We start from the raw sequence: 20,899 nt of genomic DNA on the forward strand, positions 1-20,899 counted from the left end.
ATCCGACTGCGATCACTCGTGTCCGCCCTCGATGATCGCCGATGCGTCGGCGATCATGCCCGCGATGGCCGACTGGTATCCGTCGGCGCCCAGGGCGGGCAGGATCCCCGGCAGCAGACCCGACAGCGCGACTGTCGTCAGGGCCTCGGGCTTCAACGCCCCGCCCATCGCGGTGGCCGTCGCGTCCAGCTTGGCGTGCAACTGGCCGAACGTGACGTCGGTGCCGGCGTGCGAGATGGCGACCGTGTCCGGTGACACCTCGGCGGCTCCGGCCACCAACTCCGGCAGGTCCTCGACCGTCTTCGCCTTCTTCGGCTCGAGCGCGTCCCGCTCGGCATCGGTCGTCACGTCGATCGCCCGCAACACGATCGCCGGATCACCGGTGACGGCATCGAGGATCCGCACGAACCGATCCGCGAACACCGCGACGGTGTCCCGGTCGAACAGCTCCGTGGCGTAGGTGAACAGCGCACGGACACCGGCGAGACCACCGTCGGTGTGGTACTGCTCGACCACAGTGAGCTGGAGGTCGAACTTGGCCTGATCGCCGCCGAGATCCAGCGCCGACACCTCGAGGCCCGGCAGGGCGAAGGTTCCCGTCTCCATGTTCTGGAACGTGAGCATCACCTGGAACAGCGGTGTGTACGCGCTCGAGCGGCGCACCCCGGCGGCGTCCACCACCTGTTCGAACGGGACGTCGGCGTTGCCGAACGCCGCAAGGTCCTTCTCGCGGGCCTGCGCCAGCAGGTCCGTGAACGGCGCACCCGGCTCGACCCGCGTGCGCAGCGCCAGGGTGTTGACGAACATGCCGATCAGGTCGTCGAGAGCGGCCTCGCCGCGACCGGCGACCGGCGTACCGACCGTGACGTCGTTCGAGCCGCCGAGCCGGGACAGCAGCACCGCCAGCGCCGCATGGAACACCATGAACGTCGTCGCACCCTGCTCGCGGGCCGTGTTCTCCACGCGCGCCACGAGATCCGCGTCGATGTCGAACTCGACGGTGGCACCGGCCATCGACGGACGGGCCGGACGTGGCCGGTCCGTCGGCAGCGCCGACAGCTCCGGAGCGCCGCGCAACTCGTCCGTCCAGTACGCGATCTGACGCGACACCACGCTGTCCGGGTCGGCCCCGGAACCGACAACCGCGCGCTGCCACAGACTGAAGTCCGCGTACTGCACGTCCAGCGGCTGCCACTGCGGCACACCACCGTCCACCCGCGCGACGTACGCGAACATCACGTCCCGGATCAGCGGACCCATCGAGAAGCCGTCTGCGCTGATGTGGTGGGCGACGAACGCGAGCACGTGCTCGGTCTCGCCCAGCGTGAACAGCGCCGCGCGGACGGGAACCTCGGCAGTGACGTCGAATCCGCGTCCGACGAACCCGACGAGGCGGTCGACGATCTCGGCCTCGGTGGCCGCCACCGGGGCGAGGTCCGGTGCCACGTCGGAGGCCGGCACCAGTACCTGCGTGGGACCTTCCGGGGTGTCCGGGTACATCGTGTGCAGCACCTCGTGCCGCGCGATCACGTCGGCCACCGCAGCCCGCAGGACAGCGATGTCCAGTGCACCGGACAGCCGCACCGCGACCGGGATGTTGTAGGCGGACGAACTCGGATCGACCTGGTTCAGAGTCCACATCCGCTGCTGCGCAAGCGACAACGGAATCCGCTCCGGGCGCGGCCCGGCGGTCAGTGCGGCCCGGGCGCCCCGACCCACGAGCGGCGTCACCCCCGCCACCACGCCGGCGACAGTGGAGTCCTCGAACACCAGGCGCACCGGCACCTGGGTGTCGAGCGCGACGCCGAGTCGGGACACCAGCTGCGTCGCGACCAGCGAGTTGCCACCCAGTTCGAAGAAGTCGTCGTCCAGGCCGGCCCGTTCCACACCGAGCACGTCCGCGAACACACCGGCCACGATCTCCTCGAGCGGCATCGTCGGCGCCCGGAAGTCGCGGGCCTCGAACACCGGCGCCGGCAGTGCCTTGCGGTCGAGCTTGCCGTTCACATTGAGCGGCAACGCCTCCAGCACCACGAACGCCGACGGCACCATGTACGACGGCAGTGTCCGCGACAGTTCGTCGCGCACCTCGTCGACGTCCAGATCGGTCACAGCCACCAGATACGCCACGAGTCGCGTGCCCGTGTGATTGTCGGTGTGAGCGGTGACCGCAGCCTCACGCACCGCCGGCATCTCCCGCAGCGCGGCTTCGATCTCGCCGAGCTCGATCCGGAAGCCGCGAACCTTCACCTGGAAGTCGGCGCGTTCCACGTACTCGAGTTCGCCCTGCGCATTCCACCGGACGATGTCACCGGTGCGGTACATGCGCTCGCCGCTGCCCCACGGGTTCGCCACGAACCGGTCGGCCGTGAGGTCGGGGCGGCCGTGGTAGCCGCGGGCCAACTGGTCGCCGGCCAGGTACAGCTCGCCGGTGACCCCGGCGGGCACCGGGCCCAGACGCGAATCCAGCACGTACACCTGGGTGTTCCACTCGGGCACACCGATCGGCACCGTGCCGGTGTCGGCGGCGGTCACCTCGTGATGGGTCACCGACACCGCGGCCTCGGTGGGTCCGTACAGGTTGTGCAGGGTCGCGGTGTTGCGGCTCCGGAACGCCTGCGCGGTGGCCGCCGGCAGCGCCTCACCGATAGCGAAGATCCGGCGCAGCGAGTCCGGCAGCCCGCCGTCGGCGGTCGTCAGCAGCATCGACAGCATCGACGGGACGACGTGCAGCGTGGTGATCTGCTCGCCGCGCAGCACGTCCAGCAGGTAGCCCGGATCCCGGTGCCCGTCGGGCGCCGCGATCACCAGGCGGCCACCGCACGTCGCCATCGACCAGAACTCCCACACCGACAGGTCGAAGGTGGCCGCGGTCTTGAGGAGCGCTGCGTCCGTGCCGTCGAGGGCGTATTCGTGCCGCATCCACCGCAACTGGTTGACGATCGCGGTGTGCGCCACGGCCACGCCCTTGGGGCGGCCCGTCGATCCGGACGTGAAGATCACGTACGCGGTGCTCTCGGGTCGCAGGGGGGCGAGCCGTTCGGTGTCGGCCACCGGCGCACCGGGGTACGCCGCGAGGTCGAGCGTGTCGATCTCGAGCACGGGCCACGAATCTGTGTCGGCGAAGCCGTCCCGCGATGTGCTCAGGACGCACACCGGCGCCGCGGCGTCCAGGACGTACCCGATGCGTTCGGCCGGCTGATCGGGGTCGACCGGCACGTACGCGCCACCGGTCTTGGCGATCGCGTACATGCCGACCAGCAGGTCCACGGACCGTCGAATCGCCAGACCCACCAACGATTCCGGACCGACACCGCGGCCGATCAGGTGTCGGGCCAGGCGGTTCACGCGGGCGTCGAACTCGGCATACGTGAGGCGCTCGTCACCGGACACCAGCGCGACCGCGTCGGGCGTCGCGGCGACCTGCGCGTCGAAGAGGTCCACCAGCGTGGCCGGCTCGGTCCGGTGTGCGGTGGCATTCCGCCCGGCCAGCAGGTGTGCCCGCTCGCCGACGTCGAGCAGGTCCACGTCGCCGACCGGCATCTCGGGCTTGACGACCAGCGCGGTGAGCAACCGGCCGAACCGATCCGCGAACGAGCGGACGGTCGGCTCGTCGAACAGGTCGGCCGCGTACGTCATGGACGCCCGCATGCCGACCGGGTCGCCGCCGCCGTCGTACCGATCCTCGATGATCAGGTGCAGGTCGAACTGCGCCACACCGGATTCCACCTCGGCTGCCTCGACCGTGAGTCCGGGCAGCTCGAGGTTGCCGCGCTCGTGGTTCTGGAACGAGAAGCCCACCTGGAACAGCGGATGACGCGCGGTGGACCGGGTCGGGTTGAGCACCTCGACCAGTCGCTCGAACGGCACGTCCGCATTCGCGAACGCCTGCAGGTCCGTCTCGCGAACCCGGCCGAGCGTGTCGGTGAAGGATCCTGTCCGGTCGACGTGCGTGCGGAACACCAGCGTGTTGACGAACATGCCGACGAGGTCGTCGAGCGCTGCCTCGCCGCGGCCGGCGATCGGGGTGCCGACGGCGATGTCATCGCTGCCGGACAGCCGCGACAGCAACACCGCGAAGGCGGAGTGCACCGCCATGAACAGCGTCGCGTTCTGCTCGCGGGCGAGGTCGCGCAGCCCGCGGTGGGTCTGTGCGTCGACCTCGAACTCGACCAGCCCGCCGCGGAACGTCTGGACCGCCGGCCGCGGGTGGTCGGTGGGCAGGTTCAGTTGATCGGGCAGGTCCGCGAGCGCCTCGCTCCAGTAGGCGAGCTGCTGCGCCGACACCGATTCCGGATCGTCCTCGTCGCCGAGGACGTCGCGCTGCCACAGCGCGTAGTCGGCGTACTGCACCGTCAGCGGCGCCCACCCGGGAGCCCGACCGGCGACGCGCGACCCGTACGCCGTCATGATGTCGCGGGTCAGCGGGGCGAGGGACACACCGTCCGCGCTGATGTGGTGGACCACCATGCCGAGCACGAACTCGCCGGCGCCCACGCGGTACAACTCCACCCGGATGGGGACGTCCGCCGTGACGTCGAAGCGCGTCCCGGCGAGTGCCCGCAGCCGATCGGCCACCTCGGCCGGATCGACGTCGATCGGCGTCATCTCGAGCACGACGCGGTCGGCCGACAGGATCACCTGCTGCGGGCCGTCGTCAGTGGACGGGAAGACCGTGCGCAGCGACTCGTGCCGCGCCGTGACGTCGGCGACGGCCCGCTCGAGGGCGACCACGTCGAGGTCGCCGGACAACCGCAGGGCCATCGGGATGTTGTAGGCGGTCGACTCGGTGTCGAAGCGGTTGAGGAACCACATCCGCTGCTGCGCGAGCGACAGCGGAATCCGGTCCGGCCGGGGACGGGCCACCAGTGCCCGGCGGTCGTCGCCCGACTGTTCCGACAGCCGCGCCGCGAGCGCCTCGACCGTGGACGCCTCGAACAGCTCCCGCACGGGAACGCGCGAGTCGAGCGCGGCGCCCAGACGCGACACCACCTGCGTCGCGAGCAGCGAGTTGCCGCCGAGGGCGAAGAAGTCGTCGTCCAGACCGGCACGCCCGAGGTCCAGGACCTCGGCGAAGACTCCGGCGACGATCTCCTGGATCGGAGTGGTCGGTGCGCGGAACTCGCGGGCCTCGAACACCGGTTCCGGCAACGCCTTCCGATCCAGCTTTCCGGAGGCTCCCAACGGCAACTCGTCGAGGAACACGAACGTCGACGGCACCATGTACGACGCCAGCGATGTCGCGAGCGCAACCTTGACGGTGCCGGAGTCGACGGTTGCACCCGGCGCCGGAACGACGTAGGCCACCAGTTGGTCCGACTTCACCAGGACCACCGACTGTGCGATCGACTCCTGCGCGAGGAGTGCGGTCTCGATCTCGCCCAGCTCGATTCGAAGACCACGCAGCTTCACCTGGAAGTCGGTGCGGCCCAGGTACTCCAGCTCGCCTCCGGCGGTCCACTTCACGAGGTCGCCCGTGCGGTACATCCGTTCGCCGTGGTCGGAGAACGGGTTCGCCACGAACCGGTCCGCTGTCAGATCGCTGCGCCCGAAGTAGCCGCGCGCCAACTGTGCACCCGCCAGATACAGCTCACCCGCGACACCCGCCGGCACCGGGTTCAGTCGACCGTCGAGGACGAACGCGCGGCTGTTCCAGACCGGACCGCCCATCGGGACGCTCGCGCCGACGACACCGGCCACCGGACGCGCCGTCGCGTGCACCGCGAACTCGGTGGGCCCGTACAGGTTGTGCAGTTCGGCGCCGTTGACTCGAGCGAATGCGGCCGCCGCCGCGGTCGGGAACGCCTCGCCCGCGACCAGCACGGTGCGCAGCGAACCGCACTCCCCCGACGCCAGTTCCGCGGTGAACGCCGACAGCATCGACGGCACGAAGGAGGTCGCCGTGACCGCCTGCTCCTCGATCACCTGCTTCAGGTAGCCCGGGTCCCGATGCCCGTCGGGGGCGGCGATCACCAGGCGAGCGCCGACCGCCAGGGTGCCGAACAGCTCCCACAGCGACACGTCGAACGTGAACGGGGTCTTCTGCAACACCACATCGTCGGCCGACAGTCCGTACTCCGAGACCAGCCACCGCACCTGGTTGACGATCGCGCCGTGCCCGACGGCGACGCCCTTCGGACGCCCCGTCGAACCGGACGTGAAGATCACGTACGCGGCGTTCTCGGCCCGCAACGGACGCACGCGCTCGCCGTCGCGCACGGGCGCATCCGAGAGGCCGGACACGTCCAGGGTGTCGAGGTCGACCGCCCGCGCCGACGTCGGCAGGTCCGCTGCATCGCGCGAGGTGGTCAGGACCAGAACAGGATTCGCGGTGTCGAGGATGTACCCGTTGCGCTCGGCCGGCTGATCCGGATCCACCGGGACGTACCCGCCACCGGCGCTCAGCACGGCGTACATGCCTACCAGCAGATCCGGCGAACGCCGCATCCCGAGGCCGACGAACGTGTCCGGGCCCACCCCCTGCGCGATCAGCGCCCGCGCCACCCGATTCACCCGAGCCGCGAACTCGCCGTAGCTCAGCGACTGCCCCTCGAACACCAGGGCCGTCGCATCGGGGGTCCGTGCGGCCTGCTCCTCGAACAGCTCGACCAGCGTGGATCCCTCGACACCGTGGCCGGTGTCGTTCCAGTTCTCCAGTACCAGTGCGCGTTCCGAGTCGTCCAGCAGATCCACGTCACCGACGCGCGTGGACGCATCAGTGGTCACCGATTCCAGGATCCGGAGGAAGCGCTCACCGAACGTGCGCATCGACGGCTCGTCGAACAGGTCGGTCGCGTACGTGAGTTCGACGGCGAGACCGTTCTCGGCGGGCTCGACCGTCACCTGCAGGTCGAACTTGGCGACCGCGACGTCGAAGTCGACGCCGGCAACGCTCAGCCCCGGGAGTTCGAGAGACGCGCGGTCCAGGTTCTGGAACGCCAGCATCACCTGGAACAGCGGGTGCCGGGCCTGCGACCGCTCCGGGTCGAGGATCTCCACCAACCGCTCGAACGGCACGTCGGCGTTCCCGAACGCGTCGAGGTCCGCCGCCCGAACTGCCGCGAGGAGTTCGGCGAACGACTGCCCGCCGTCGACCTCGGTGCGCAGCACGAGGCTGTTGACGAACATGCCGATCACGTCGTCGAGTGCCTGCTCGCCACGACCGGCGACCGGGGTGCCGATCGCGATGTCGGAGGTGCCGCTGAGCCGTGCCAGCAGCACCGACAGTGCCGCGTGCACGACCATGAACGGGGTGGCACCGTGTGCGCGGGCGACGGACTCGATCGCACCGTTCAGGTCTGCGCCGACCGAGAAGCGGTACGACGCACCATGATTGGTTGCCACCGCGGGTCGCGGACGATCCGCCGGCAGATCCAGCTGCGCCGGAAGCCCGGACAGCACGGACGTCCAGTAGTCGACCTGGCTGGAGATCACGGACTGCGGATCGTCCTCCGAGCCGAGCACCTCACGCTGCCACAGGGCGTAGTCCGCGTACTGCACCGCGAGCGGAGCCCATCCCGGGGCGACGCCGGCCGAACGGGCCGCATACGCGGTCATCACATCGCGCGCCAACGGGACCATCGAGAACCCGTCCGACGCGATGTGGTGCGCGACGAGCACCAGCACGTGTTCGGAGGGCGACAGTTCGAACAGCCGGGCGCGCACGGGAAGTTCGGTCGACAGATCGAAACCGGCGCCCGCCAGCGCGGCAATACCCGGGACCAGGCTCTCCGCGTCGACCCGCTCGACATCGAGGTCCACGACTGCCCGGTCCACGGGAACGATCGACTGGTAGCCCACTCCGCCGTTGTCCGGGAACACCGTGCGCAGCGACTCGTGTCGGGCAAGAACGTCACCGAACGCGGCCCGCAACGCCGACACGTCGAGTGTGCCGGTCAGTCGGATCGCCACGGGGACGTTGTTGACGGCCGACTCCGGTTCGAACCGATTGAGGAACCACATCCGCTGCTGTGCCAGCGACAGCGGAATCCGATCGGGCCGTGGGCCGGCCGTCAGAGCCTTCCGGCCACCGACGCCGGCCAGATCGGCCAACCGTGCCGACAGTTCCTCGACCGTGGACACCTCGAACAGCACGCGGACCGGCACCTGGGTGTCCAGCGCCGCACCCAGCCGCGACACCACCTGCGTCGCGATCAGCGAGTTGCCGCCGAGCGCGAAGAAGTCGTCGTCGCGACCGACGCGGTCGGCGCCGAGCACGTCGGCGAACACACCCGCGACGATCTCCTCCACCGGCGTGGCCGGCGCCCGGAACTCCGCCGCCGCCACCACCGGCTCCGGCAGGGCCCGGCGATCGAGCTTGCCGGACGCGCCCAGCGGCAACGCATCCAACGTCACGAACACCGCGGGCACCATGTACGACGCCAGCGACGTCGACAACGCGGCCTTGATGTTCACGGCGTCGATGGCGGCCCCGGCCGACGGGACCACGTACGCGACGAGCTGATCCGATTTCACCAGCACCGCGGCCTGCGCGATCTCGGGCCGATCGAGCAGCACGCTCTCGATCTCGCCGAGCTCGATCCGCAGGCCACGCAGCTTGACCTGGAAGTCGCTGCGGCCCAGGTATTCGAGCTCGCCGTCGGCAGTCCAGCGCACCAGGTCGCCGGTGCGATACATCCGCGCACCGGTGTCGACGAACGGGTTCGCCACGAACCGCTCCGCCGACAGGTCGGCCCGACCGAAGTAGCCGCGCGCCACCTGTGCGCCCGACAGATACAACTCGCCCGCGACACCGACCGGCACCGGCCGGAAGCGTCCGTCGAGCACGAATGCCCGCGTGTTCCACACCGGTGCACCGATCGGCACCGACACCTCGTCCCCAGCCACGTCGTGGCTGGTCGCCTGCACCGCGACCTCGGTGGGCCCGTACAGGTTGTGCACCGACGCACCGCTGACCTGCGACAGCCGCGCCACCAACACCGGCGTCAGGGCCTCGCCACCACAGAACACCCGCGACAACGTGGCCGCGTCGCCGAGATGATCGAGCACCGCGCCGAGCACCGACGGCACGAACTGCGCCACCGTCACCGACTCGTCGACCAGTACCCGTGCGAGGGCCTCCGGATCGCGGTGGTCGTCGCGACCCGCAACCACGACGGACGCACCGACCTGCAACGGCCAGAACAACTCCCACACCGATGCGTCGAAGGTGAACACCGTCTTCAGCAGCACCCGATCGGACCCGCCGAGACCGTAGGCACCCTGCATCCAGCAGAGCTGGTTGACGACCGAACCGTGCGAGACCGCCACGCCCTTCGGCCGACCCGTCGAACCCGACGTGAAGATCACGTACGCCACGTTCTCCGAACGCAGCGGAGCGATCCGGTCCGCGTCGGTGACGGGCGCGCCCGAGAACCCGGACACATCCACGGTGTCGAGATCCAGCACGCGGTCGACCGGGGGCAGATCGCGGGCGTCACCCGACGTGGTCAGCACCAGAACGGGATTCGCCGTCTCCAGCACATACCGATTCCGCTCGACCGGCTGATCCGGATCCACCGGCACGTACCCGCCGCCGGCAGCCGACACCGCGTACACGGCCACCAACTGCTCCACCGAACGACCCATCGCCACCGCAACCAGCGACTCGGGGCCCACGCCCTCCGACACCAGCAGCCGTGCCAGACGATTCACCCGGACCGCGAACTCGCCGTAGGACAGCGACTCGCCCGCGGACAGGACAGCCGGAGCATCCGGCGTCGCCGCCGCCTGCGCATCGAACAATCCGACGAGCGTCGAACCGTCGACCGCCCGGTCCGTGTCGTTCCAGTCCTCGACGATCAGGGTTCGCTCGGCGTCGTCGAGGATCTCGAGGTCACCGACGAGGATCGACTCGTCCGCACTCACGGACTCCAGGAGCCGCTCGAACCGCTCCCCGAACGCGCGCATCGACGAGGCGTCGAACAGATCCGTCGCGTACGTGATCTCGACCGCCATGCCGGCAGCGGAACCGTCGTGTTCGATCGACTCGGACAGCGTGACCTGCATGTCGAACTTCGAGAAGACCTCGTCGAACTCGACCGCCGATACCGACAGCCCCTGCAGTTCGAGGGTGGTCTGCCCCAGGTTCTGGAAGGCCAGCATCACCTGGAAGAGCGGGTTGCGCGACTGGGATCGAACCGGCGAGAGCACATCGACCAACCGCTCGAACGGAACGTCCGCGTGCGCGAAGGCCCCGAGGTCGCCCTCGCGGGTGCGCCCCAGCAGGTCCGCGAAGGACTCCGCGCCCTGGACATCCGATCGCAGCACGAGCGTGTTGACGAACATTCCGACGACGTCGTCGAGCGCCGCTTCGCCACGACCCGCGACCGGCGTGCCGACCGCGACGTCCGAGGTGGCGGCCAGCCGCGCCAACAGCACCGACAGCGCCGCGTGCACGACCATGAACAGCGTCGCGTTCTGCCGGTGCGCGAGTTCCGTCAGCGCCTGATGCAGCTCCGGAGTGATCTGGAACCGATGTGCCGCACCCCGATTCGACGCAACCGCGGGCCGCGGCCGGTCGGTGGGCAGCTCCAGCTGGTCGGGCAGATCCGCCAGCACGGACGTCCAGTAGCCGATCTGCTGGGCCGCGACCGATTCCGGATCGTCCTCCGATCCCAGGACGTCCTGCTGCCACAGGCTGTAGTCCGCGTACTGGACCGCCAGTCGCGGCCATCCGGGTGCGAATCCCCCGCTGCGGGCCGCGTACGCCGTCATGATGTCGCGCGTCAGCGGTCCCATCGAGAAGCCGTCCGCCGCGATGTGGTGGACCACCAGGACGAGGACGTGCTCGGTGGGCCGCACCTCGTACAACCGCGCCACGAGCGGCACCTCACGGGTGACGTCGAACGCGGTGGCCGCCAGCGCCGGCAGCTCGGCCGCCAGCTGTTCCGGCGAGACCGTGATGGGTTCGACCGCGATGTCGACGCGCTCGATCGGCAGAATCACCTGACGCCCGGTGCCGTCCACCTCGGGGTAGACCGTGCGCAGCACTTCGTGCCGGGAGACCACGTCGGTGATCGCGGCCTGCATGGCCCGACGGTCGAGCAGCCCGGACAGCCGGACCGCGACCGGAATGTTGTTCGCGGCCGATGCACCGTCGAATCGGTTGAGGAACCACATCCGCTGCTGCGCGGGCGAGAGCGGAATCCGTTCCGGCCGAGGGCCGGCCGTGAGGGCCTTGCGTCCGCCCGTGCCGGAGAGCTGCTCGATCCGCGCTGCCAGGGCAACCACGCTCGACGCCTCGAACAGCACCCGCACCGGCACCTTCGCGTCCAGGGCCTCGCCGAGACGCGCCACCGCCCGGGTGGCGATCAGCGAGTTTCCGCCCAGCTCGAAGAAGTCGTCGTCGCGTCCCACCCGTCCGACACCGAGCAGCTCGGCGAAGACGTCGGCGACGATCTCCTCGATCGGCGTCGTGGGGGCGCGGAACTCGCGGGCCTCGAACTCGGGCTCCGGCAGCGCCTGACGGTTGAGCTTGCCGCTCGCGCTCATCGGCAGTTCGTCGAGCACGACGACCGCGGCCGGAACCATGTACGACGGCAACGCGCGCCCGACGGCCTCCTTGACCTCGGCGGCATCGATCGATACGCCCGACGCCGCAACGAGATACGCGACCAGCTGGTCATGTCTGACGACCACCACGGCCTGGGCGACCGCGTCCAGCCCCAACAGGACGGCCTCGATCTCACCGAGTTCGATGCGGAAGCCGCGCAGCTTGACCTGGTCGTCGGCGCGGCCGACGTACTCGATCACCCGGTCCGCACCCGTCCGCACGACGTCACCGGTGCGGTACAGGCGAGATCCGGGCGCCCCGAACGGATTCGCGACGAATCGCTCGGCGGTCAGTCCCGCCCGCTCGTGGTAGCCACGGGCCAGACCGGGACCCTCGAGATACAGGTCGCCCACGACACCGGCCGGGACCGGACGCAGCCGCGTGTCCAGGACATAGGTGTTCGCGCCGCGGATCGCGCGTCCGATCGTGACCGGCGTACCCGGCACCAGCGCGTCCGAGATGTTGGACGCGACGGTGGCCTCGGTGGGGCCGTACGCGTTGAACATCCGGCGCCCACCGGTGGCCCAGCGCGCGACCAGGTCGGTCGAGCACGCCTCGCCGCCGACCACGACGACGCGCAGTGCGGCCAGGCCCGCCGGATCGGCCGACGCCAGCGCGGCGGGCGTGACGAATGCGTGCGTGACCTTCTGTGCCGCCAGCAGTTCCGTCAGTTCGAGGCCACCGTAGACCGACGTCGGCGCGATCACCATCGTCGCGGCCGCACCGACGGCCATGAGCAGTTCGAGAATGGACGCGTCGAAACTGGGCGACGCGAAGTGCAGCGTCCGGGAGTCCTGCGCCAGCCCGTACCGGGCCACCTGCTCCTCGGCGAAGGCGGCGAGGCCGGTGTGCGTGACGACGACGCCCTTCGGGACGCCCGTGGATCCCGACGTGTAGATCAGATACGCGGGGTGGCGCGTCTCGAGCCGGCGCACCCGATCCGAGTCCGACAGTGCGGCGGCCGATTGGCGGTCGACGGCCGCGGATACCGCCGCGTCGTCGAGCACCAACCACGGGATGCCTTCCGGCAGGCCCGCCGCGTGCTCGGCCACGGTGACGCCCAGGAGCGCACCGGAGTCCGAAACCATGTGCGCGACGCGATCACCGGGATAGGTCGGGTCGACCGGGACGAATGCCGCACCGGACTTCGCCACGGCCCACACCGCGGTCACCGACTCGATGGACCGGGTCAGCGCGACGGCGATGACATCCTCGGGTCCGGCGCCCCGCGAGACCAGCAGGCGGGCCAGGCGGGACGACCGCTCGTCGAGCTCGCGGTAGCTGATCTCCTCTGCGCCCGAGACGAGGGCGATCGCCGACGGATCCGCCGCCGCGGCCGCGGCCATCAGGTCCGCCAACGGGAGCTGCTCGGGTGCCGCGGGGCCGGCGGGGAGTGTCAGCTGCGCGATCTCGGTAGGGCTGAGCAGATCGATGTCACCGACGACCGCTTCGGGCTCCGCGACGATCTCCTGCAGCACCCGGACGAAACGAGTGGTGAACGTCCGCACCGTCGACTCGTCGAACAGGTCTGTCGCATAGGTGAATTCACCGGCCATGCCCTCGGCGACACCGTCGTTCCCGATGGATTCCCGGAAGGTGAATTGCAGGTCGAACTTCGCAACCTCGGCGTCGAGGTCCAGCTTGTCGATCGTCAGCCCGTGCAGGTCGAGGTGTGTCGCACCCAGATTCTCGAACGACAGCATCACCTGGACCAGCGGATGCCGGGCGGTCGACCGTGCCGGGTTGAGTACGTCCACGAGCCGCTCGAACGGGATGTCCGAGTGCGCGAAGGCGCCGAGTGCGACGTCGCGTGCGTGGCCCAGGACGTCGACGAATCGTGCACCCGGATCGATCTCGGTCCGCAGCACCAGGGTGTTGACGAACATGCCGACGAGATCGTCGAGCGCCTGCTCGCCGCGGCCGGCGACCGGTGTCCCCATCGCGACGTCCGACGTTCCGGCGAGCCGCGACAGCAGCACCGACAGCGCGGCGTGCACGACCATGAACAGGGATGCGTTGTGGGCGTGTGCCAGGTCGACGAGCGCGCGGTGGATCTCCGGGGACACATCGAACTGGACCCGTGCGCCGCGGAACGACTGCTGGGCAGGTCGCGGACGGTCGGCAGGCAGGTCGAGCTGATCGGCCAGCCCGTCGAGCTGCCCGATCCAGTACTTGGCCTGAGTCGAGATCACCGAACGCGGGTCGTCCTCGGAGCCGAGGATTTCCCGCTGCCACAGCGCGTAGTCCGCGTACTGCACGGGCAGCTGGGGCCAGGTGGGCTGATCCCACTGGGTCCGGGCCGCGTACGCCGCCATGATGTCGCGGGCCATGGGACCCATCGACCAGCCGTCCGCACTGATGTGGTGCGCCACGATCACGAGCACGTGCTCGGTCGGGTCGATGCGGAAGAGGCCGGCCCGAACCGGGGACTCGGTCGTCACGTCGAAGCCGCGGGCGGCCAGCGCCAGCGCCGCGCGCTGCAGCCCCTCCCGGGACACGTCCTCGGGGGTCAGGTTCGGCACGGTACGAACCGCGTCGACCACCACCTGGTGGGGTCCTTCCGGCGAGTCCGGGAAGATCGTGCGCAACGATTCGTGTCGGTCCAGGACGTCCACGACCGCAACCTGGAGGCCGCTGACGTCGAGGGCGCCGGTCAAGCGGAGTCCGAAAGCCAGGTTGTACGTGGGTGATTCGGGGTCGAGCCGGTTGAGGAACCACATGCGCTGCTGCGCGAGCGAGAGCGGCACGCGGTCCGGGCGGGGGGCGGCGACGAGGGCCTTGCGGGCACCGGCACCAGCATGCTGCTCGACCCGGGCGGCCAGCGCGGCCACCGTGGAGACCTCGAACAGGACGCGGACGGGAACCCGCGTGTCCAGCAGCGCACCCAACCGCGACATCACCTGGGTCGCGATCAGCGAGTTACCGCCGAGCGCGAAGAAATCGTCGTCGAGTCCGACCCGGTCCACACCGAGGACGTCGGCGAACACGTCGGCGACGATCTCCTCGATCGGCGTCGTCGGTGCCCGGAACTCTCGCGCCTCGAACACCGGGGCGGGCAACGCGGCGCGGTCCAGTTTGCCGACCGGCGTCAGGGGCACCTCGTCGAGCACGATGATCGATGCGGGCGCCATGTACGACGGCAGCAGCGCCGCAACGTGATCCGACACCGAGTCGACATCGACACCGTCGGTTGCCGAGATGTACGAGACGAGCGCGACCTGGTCCGACGGCAGGCGGTGGCCGATCGTCGCAGCGAACGAGACGTCGGGGTGACTGGTGAGGGCAGCGTCGATCTCGCCGAGTTCGATCCGGAAACCGCGCACCTTCACCTGGAAGTCCGAGCGGCCGACGTACTCGATGGCGTACTGCGACGCATCCCCCGTCGCTTCGCTCGCGCGCGCCGTCCAGCGGACGACGTCGCCGGTGCGGTACATGCGTTCACCGGCGCCACCGAACGGGCTCGCGACGAACCGATCCGCGGACAGCCCCGGCCGGTCGTGGTAGCCACGGGCGAGAGCACCACCCGTCAGATACAGCTCACCTGCCACACCCACCGGGACGGGTCGCAGTCGCGCGTCGAGGATCAGTGCGCCGACACCGGGGACGGGTCCACCGATGGTGATCGGCCGGCCCGGGAACAGCTCGGCACGGGTCGACACGATGGTGGTCTCGGTGGGGCCGTACGCGTTGAAGAACTGGCGTCCGGGGGCCCAGCGGTCCACCAACTGGGTCGTGGAGGCGTCGCCGCCGACCGAGACCACCCGCAGGTCGTCGAGATCGCGCGGATTCACGGAACCGAGCACCGCGGGCGTGATGATCGCGTGCGTCACCCGAGCTTCGGAGAGCAGCGAGTGCAGTTCCGTGCCACCGATGATCGTCGGCGGCACGACCACGATCTCGGCGCCCGCGGACGCCGCGAGGGTCCACTCGAGCACCGACGGGTCGAAGCTCGGCGAACAGATGTGGAGCACCCGGTCGGCGGGGCCGACGCGGTACAACTCGCGAGTGCGGTCCACGAGACCCGACAGGCCCCGATGGGTGACCGCGACGCCCTTGGGGCGTCCGGTCGATCCGGACGTGTAGATCACGTACGCGACGTGGTCGAGGTGCAGCGGTGCCGTCCGCTCGGCGTCGCGCATCGGCGCGGCGCCGAGGTCCTGCGCCTGCGACTCGAGGACGTCGAGGGCGTGCCACGCCGTCTCCCGCGGGAGGTCCGCCAGGTCGGCGCCGGACGTGATGCCCAGCAGCGCTCCCGAGTCGGACAGCATGTGTGCGATCCGGTCGACCGGATAGGTCGGATCGACCGGGACGTAGGCCGCTCCGGTCTTGGCCACCGCCCAGACGCAGAGCACCATTTCCCACGATCGCGGGAATCCCAGAGCCACAACCGATTCCGGACCGACGCCGGCCGCGACAAGACGACGCGCGAGACGACTCGACCGCTCGTCGATCTCCCGATAGGTCAGCACGGTCCCCTCGCAGCCGACCGCAGGCGCATCCGGGTGCGATGCCACGGCGCCGGTGAGGATCTCCGCCAGGAGGCACTCGCGTCCGACCGGACCGCCGTGCACCGCGGTCAACGTGTCGATCTCGCCGACGCCGAGGATCTCGACGTCGCCCACCGGAACCGAGGCGTCCTCCACGATCGCGTCGAGGATACGGACGAAGCGCTGGGCGAAGGATGCGATCGTCGACGCGTCGAACAGGTCCGTCGCGTACTCGAAGACTCCCGCGACCGCCGCGGGGGCACCGGAGTCGTCGTAGTTCTGCGAGATCTGCAGCTGCAGATCGAACTTCGCGATGGGAACATCCAACTCGGCAGCACTGGCTCGCACACCCGCGAAGCTGAGGTCTCGCACGCCGGTCACCTCGGCCGACAGCATCGCCTGGAACAGCGGGTGCCGCGCCGGCGAGCGGGTCGGCTCGAGCGCCTGCACCAGCCACTCGAACGGGACGTCCGCGTTGCCGTACGCCTCGAGGTCGGATTCCTTGACTGCCACCAGCAGATCCGCGAACGACAGCGCCGGATCGACCTGGGTCCGCAGCACGAGGGTGTTGACGAACATGCCGATCAGGCCGTCCAGAGCCTCGTCACCGCGACCGGCGACGGGGGTGCCGACCGCGATGTCCGACGTGCCGCTCAGCCGCGACAGCAGGACGGCGTACGCGGCGTGCACCACCATGAACAGGGTCGCGCCGTGCTCGCGTGCGATGTCGAGCAAGCGCGAGTGGGTCTCGGCGGGGATGTCGAAGCGGAGTTTGGCGCCCGCATTGGAGGCCACCGCGGGACGGGGCCGGTCGGCCGGGAGATGAAGCTGGTCCGGCAGCCCGGCGAGCGCACGGGTCCAGTACGAGAGCTGCCGACCCGCAAGCGAGTTCGTGTCGGTCTCCGACCCGAGCATCTCGTGCTGCCACACCGCGTAGTCGGCGTACTGGATCGGCAGCGCGGCCCACTGCGGGGCCGAACCCTCGGCCCGCGCGGCATAGGCGATCATGAGGTCACCGGCGAGCGGGCCGAACGACGACCCGTCCGCGGCGATGTGGTGGAGCACCATCGCGACCACGAACTCGGTGTCCGACAGCTGCAGCAGCTCGATGCGGAACGGCGGCTCGGTGGTCACGTCGAAGCCACGGGAGGCCAGACGGAGCAACGTCGCTTCGAGCTCCCCCTCGGTGATCACGACGGGCTCGAGCGCCCGGACCACCTCACCGGCAGGCAGGATCACCTGACGGGCACCGCCGTCGACCTCCGGGTAGACCGTGCGCAGCGACTCGTGCCGCTCGACCACGTCCGCGAAGGCTGCCGAGAATGCCTGCAGGTCGACCGATCCGGACAGTCGCACCGCGAACGGCAGGTTGTACACCGCAGTGGTGGCGTCGAACCGGTTGAGGAACCACATCCGCTGCTGCGCGAGGGACAGCGGGATCTGCTCGGGCCGCGTCACCGCCCCCAGCACCGGTGTACCGGCGGATCGGGACACCGTCGCGCCGGCGCGAGCGGCGAGCGCCGCGACCGTCGACGCCTCGAACAGTTCCCGCACTCCGAGCTGGACGCCCAGCGCGGCACCCACCCGCGTCACGACCTGGGTCGCGACGAGCGAGTTGCCGCCGAGATCGAAGAAGTCGTCGTCGAGACCGACCTTCTCGATGCCGAGCACCTCGGAATACACCGCGGCAACGGTCTTCTCGGAGTCGGTGCGCGGGGACCGGAACTCCTTGCTACTCAGGAACATCGGTTCCGGAAGCGCCTTGCGATCGAGCTTGCCGCTGGTGTTGAGCGGGAACGCGTCGAGCACCGTCACCGACGCCGGCACCATGTAAGCGGGCAGCGAGCGGCCCGCGAACTCGGCCAGATCCGTCGGGACGATCGAGCACCCGCGAGCGGGGACGACGTAGGCGACCAGCTGGTCGCCGGTCGCCGTCGCCACCACGAGGACCACGGTCTGCGAGACGTCGTCGTGCGCCAGCAGGACCGTCTCGATCTCGCCGAGCTCGATGCGCTGGCCGCGGAACTTCACCTGGAAATCGGTGCGACCGATGTAATCCAGCGTGCCGTCCGCACGCCACCGCACCAGGTCACCGGTGCGGTACATGCGCTCGCCTGCGACGCCGATGCCGTCGACGCCGCCGAACGGATTGGCGACGAAGCGGTCCGACGTGATGTCGGGGCGGCCGACGTAGCCGCGAGCGAGCTGGTCACCGGCGAGGTAGAGCTCGCCCGGCTGACCGATCGGGGCCGGTCGCAGCCGGTGGTCGAGCACGTAGGCCCGGGTGTTCCATTCGGCCAGACCGATCGGGACACTCACCACGTCCTGCGGGCCGGACTCGTAGTAGGTGACCGACACGGCCGCCTCGGTGGGGCCGTACAGGTTGTGCAGCCCGGCGCCGCACAGTTCCCGGAACTCGGCCGCGGTCTCGGGCGGCAGCGCCTCGCCGATGACGAACACGTCGCGCAGCGAATCACACGTTCCGGCAGGGGCGTTGGCGACGAACACCGTCAGCATCGACGGCACGAAGTCCGTCACGGTGACCGAGTGCTCGGCGATCTTGTTCGCGACGTACACCGGATCGCGGTGACCGTCCGGAGTGGCGACGACCATCGACGCGCCGACACGCAACGGCATGAAGAAGCCCCACAGCGACACGTCGAACGTGGTGGCGGTCTTCTGCAGGTAGACGTCGGTTTCGGCCATCGGATACTCGTGGAGCATCCATTCGAGCTGGTTGTCGATCGCGCCGTGCGACACCGCGACACCCTTGGGGCGTCCCGTCGAGCCGGACGTGTAGATCACGTACGCCGTGTTGTCCGGACGCAACGGAGCCAGCCGGTCCGCGTCCGTCACCGGCCGGGTGTCGAGCGTGTCGAGATCGAGCGAGTCGATCTCGACCGTGACAGTGCCCGGCGGCAGTTCCACGCGGTCCCGCGCGGTGGTCAGCACCGCCGCCGGTCGCGCCGATTCGAGGATGTAGGAGGTGCGGTCCACCGGGTGGTCGGGATCGATCGGAACCCAGGCACCACCGGCCTTCACGATCGCGTACAGACCGACGATGAGATCCAGCGAGCGCCGGATAGACAGGCCCACAAGCGATTCCGGACCCACCCCCATGTCGATCAGGATGCGGGCGAGTCCGTTGACGCGAGCGTCGAGTTCGGCGTAGGTCAGCGACCGACCCTCGTACACGAGGGCCGTCGCGCCGGGTGTTCGGGCGACCTGCTCGTCGAACGCCTCGGCGAGATCGCGTGTCCGGAAGCTGTGTTCGGTCCGGACCCAGTCGCCCAGAACGGTTCGGCGTTCCAGTTCGGTGCCGAGCGGAATGCCCCACACCGGCCGGTCCGACGCCGAACCGACGTAGCGGTCGAGGAACTCGACGAACCGCTCGTGGTTGCGGCGCGATTCCTCGTCTCCGTACAGATTGGGGTTGGACTCGAAGTCCACGTGGGTCCTGGTGCCGGCGACGCTCTGGTACAGATTGACGCCGAGGTCCTCGATGAGGCCGGTCGACAGGATGTTGAGTTCGCCCACCATGTCGCCGAACCGCAGTTCCGTGTGGAACATCATGATGTTGACCCACGGACCGAAGAACGACGCCTGTCCGGCGGAACCGCTGACGTCGCGCCGGATGTCCTCGTGGCGGTAGCGCTGGTGCCGCAGGGCTCCGGAAACCTCGGTGGCGACGCGGGCCAGCAGCTCCGAGACGGTGGTGTCGGCGGACACCGTCAGACGCAGCGGAACCACGTTGGACGCCATCCCGCCGGAGCGGCGCAGGACCGCGTTGGTACGGCCCGTCACCGGCAGACTGAGGACGACGTCCTCGCGTCCGGTCATGTGCGCGAGGTACGCCGCGAAGGCCGCGATCACCACCGTCGCGATCGTGGTGTCCTCGCGGCCCAGGAACGCCTCCATGCGCGCCGCGGCGCCGTCCGACAGCGCAGCGCTGTCGATTCTGCTCAGCGGCGCGGGCGGAGCCGAGCGGCCGGCCAGGCTGGTCGACTCCCCGACACCCGACAGCCGTTCGAGCCAGTACTCGCGGTCCGAGGCGAAACGCGTCGACGCCCGGTACGTGCGGTCGGCGTCGTACACCTTCTCCAGCGGGGACGACAGGTTCGCCGACGGCTCCGCGCCCTCGGCGAACGCCGTATAGAGCTCGGCGACCCGATTGACGAAGGTGGTGGCGCCGAACCCGTCCAGGACGACGTGGTGGGCGCGGTTGTACCAGAAGTAGACGTTGTCCTCGATCCGCAGGACCGCCGCGACGACGAGCCGATCTCGCAGGAGGTCGACGGGTGCGCTGTAGTCGGACCGCATCCACTCCAGCGCCGCGGCGCGCGGATCGGCCTCCGCCCGCAGATCGACGTACTCGGGGGAATCGTCGAGGGTCGGGTCGACCACCTGATACGGCTGCGCGTCGATCTCCAGGAGCCGGACGTAACCGGATCCGGTCTCCCCTGCCGCTCGGGCACTGGCCCGGTGCAGGAGGTCGATATCGAAGTCGCCGCGTAGTTCGACGTACTGGGCGATGTTCGCGGGCACAGACGGATCGACATGCTGCGCGAACCACATGCCGAGCTGTGCCTGAGACAGCGGAAAGGGCTCACCGTCGGAGCCGTTCCCGATCGAGCCGCCACCCTCTAGTCCACCGACGCCTAGCGAGTTCAAACCCAGAGCCTCTCTTCCACCATCACGCGCCCCCGTCCGCACGCCGCCGGAGCGACGAGCGAACGGACACCGAGTACACAACTGCCCAACCGAGCCCGACACAGGACCGGAACGATCTGCCGGCACGGCACGCACTCGGGTGTATATCTGCTGATCGGACCTGGTTCGTTACAGCAGGGAAGCACCG

The 20,899-nt window shown here is 69.7% G+C and carries 1 protein-coding gene; it reads right to left on the reverse strand.

What is annotated here, in order from left to right:
* Positions 1 to 12: 12 nt before the first annotated feature.
* A complete protein-coding gene (locus J2X34_RS00525) occupies positions 13 to 20,712 on the reverse strand; it encodes a non-ribosomal peptide synthase/polyketide synthase (protein WP_429515851.1) in 20,700 nt (6,899 codons plus the stop codon).
* Between the last annotated feature and the right edge of the window lie 187 nt (positions 20,713 to 20,899).

Origin of the sequence: Rhodococcus sp. BE178 (assembly GCF_050433545.1) — a bacterium.
In the GTDB taxonomy this organism is placed as follows: Bacteria; Actinomycetota; Actinomycetes; order Mycobacteriales; family Mycobacteriaceae; genus Prescottella.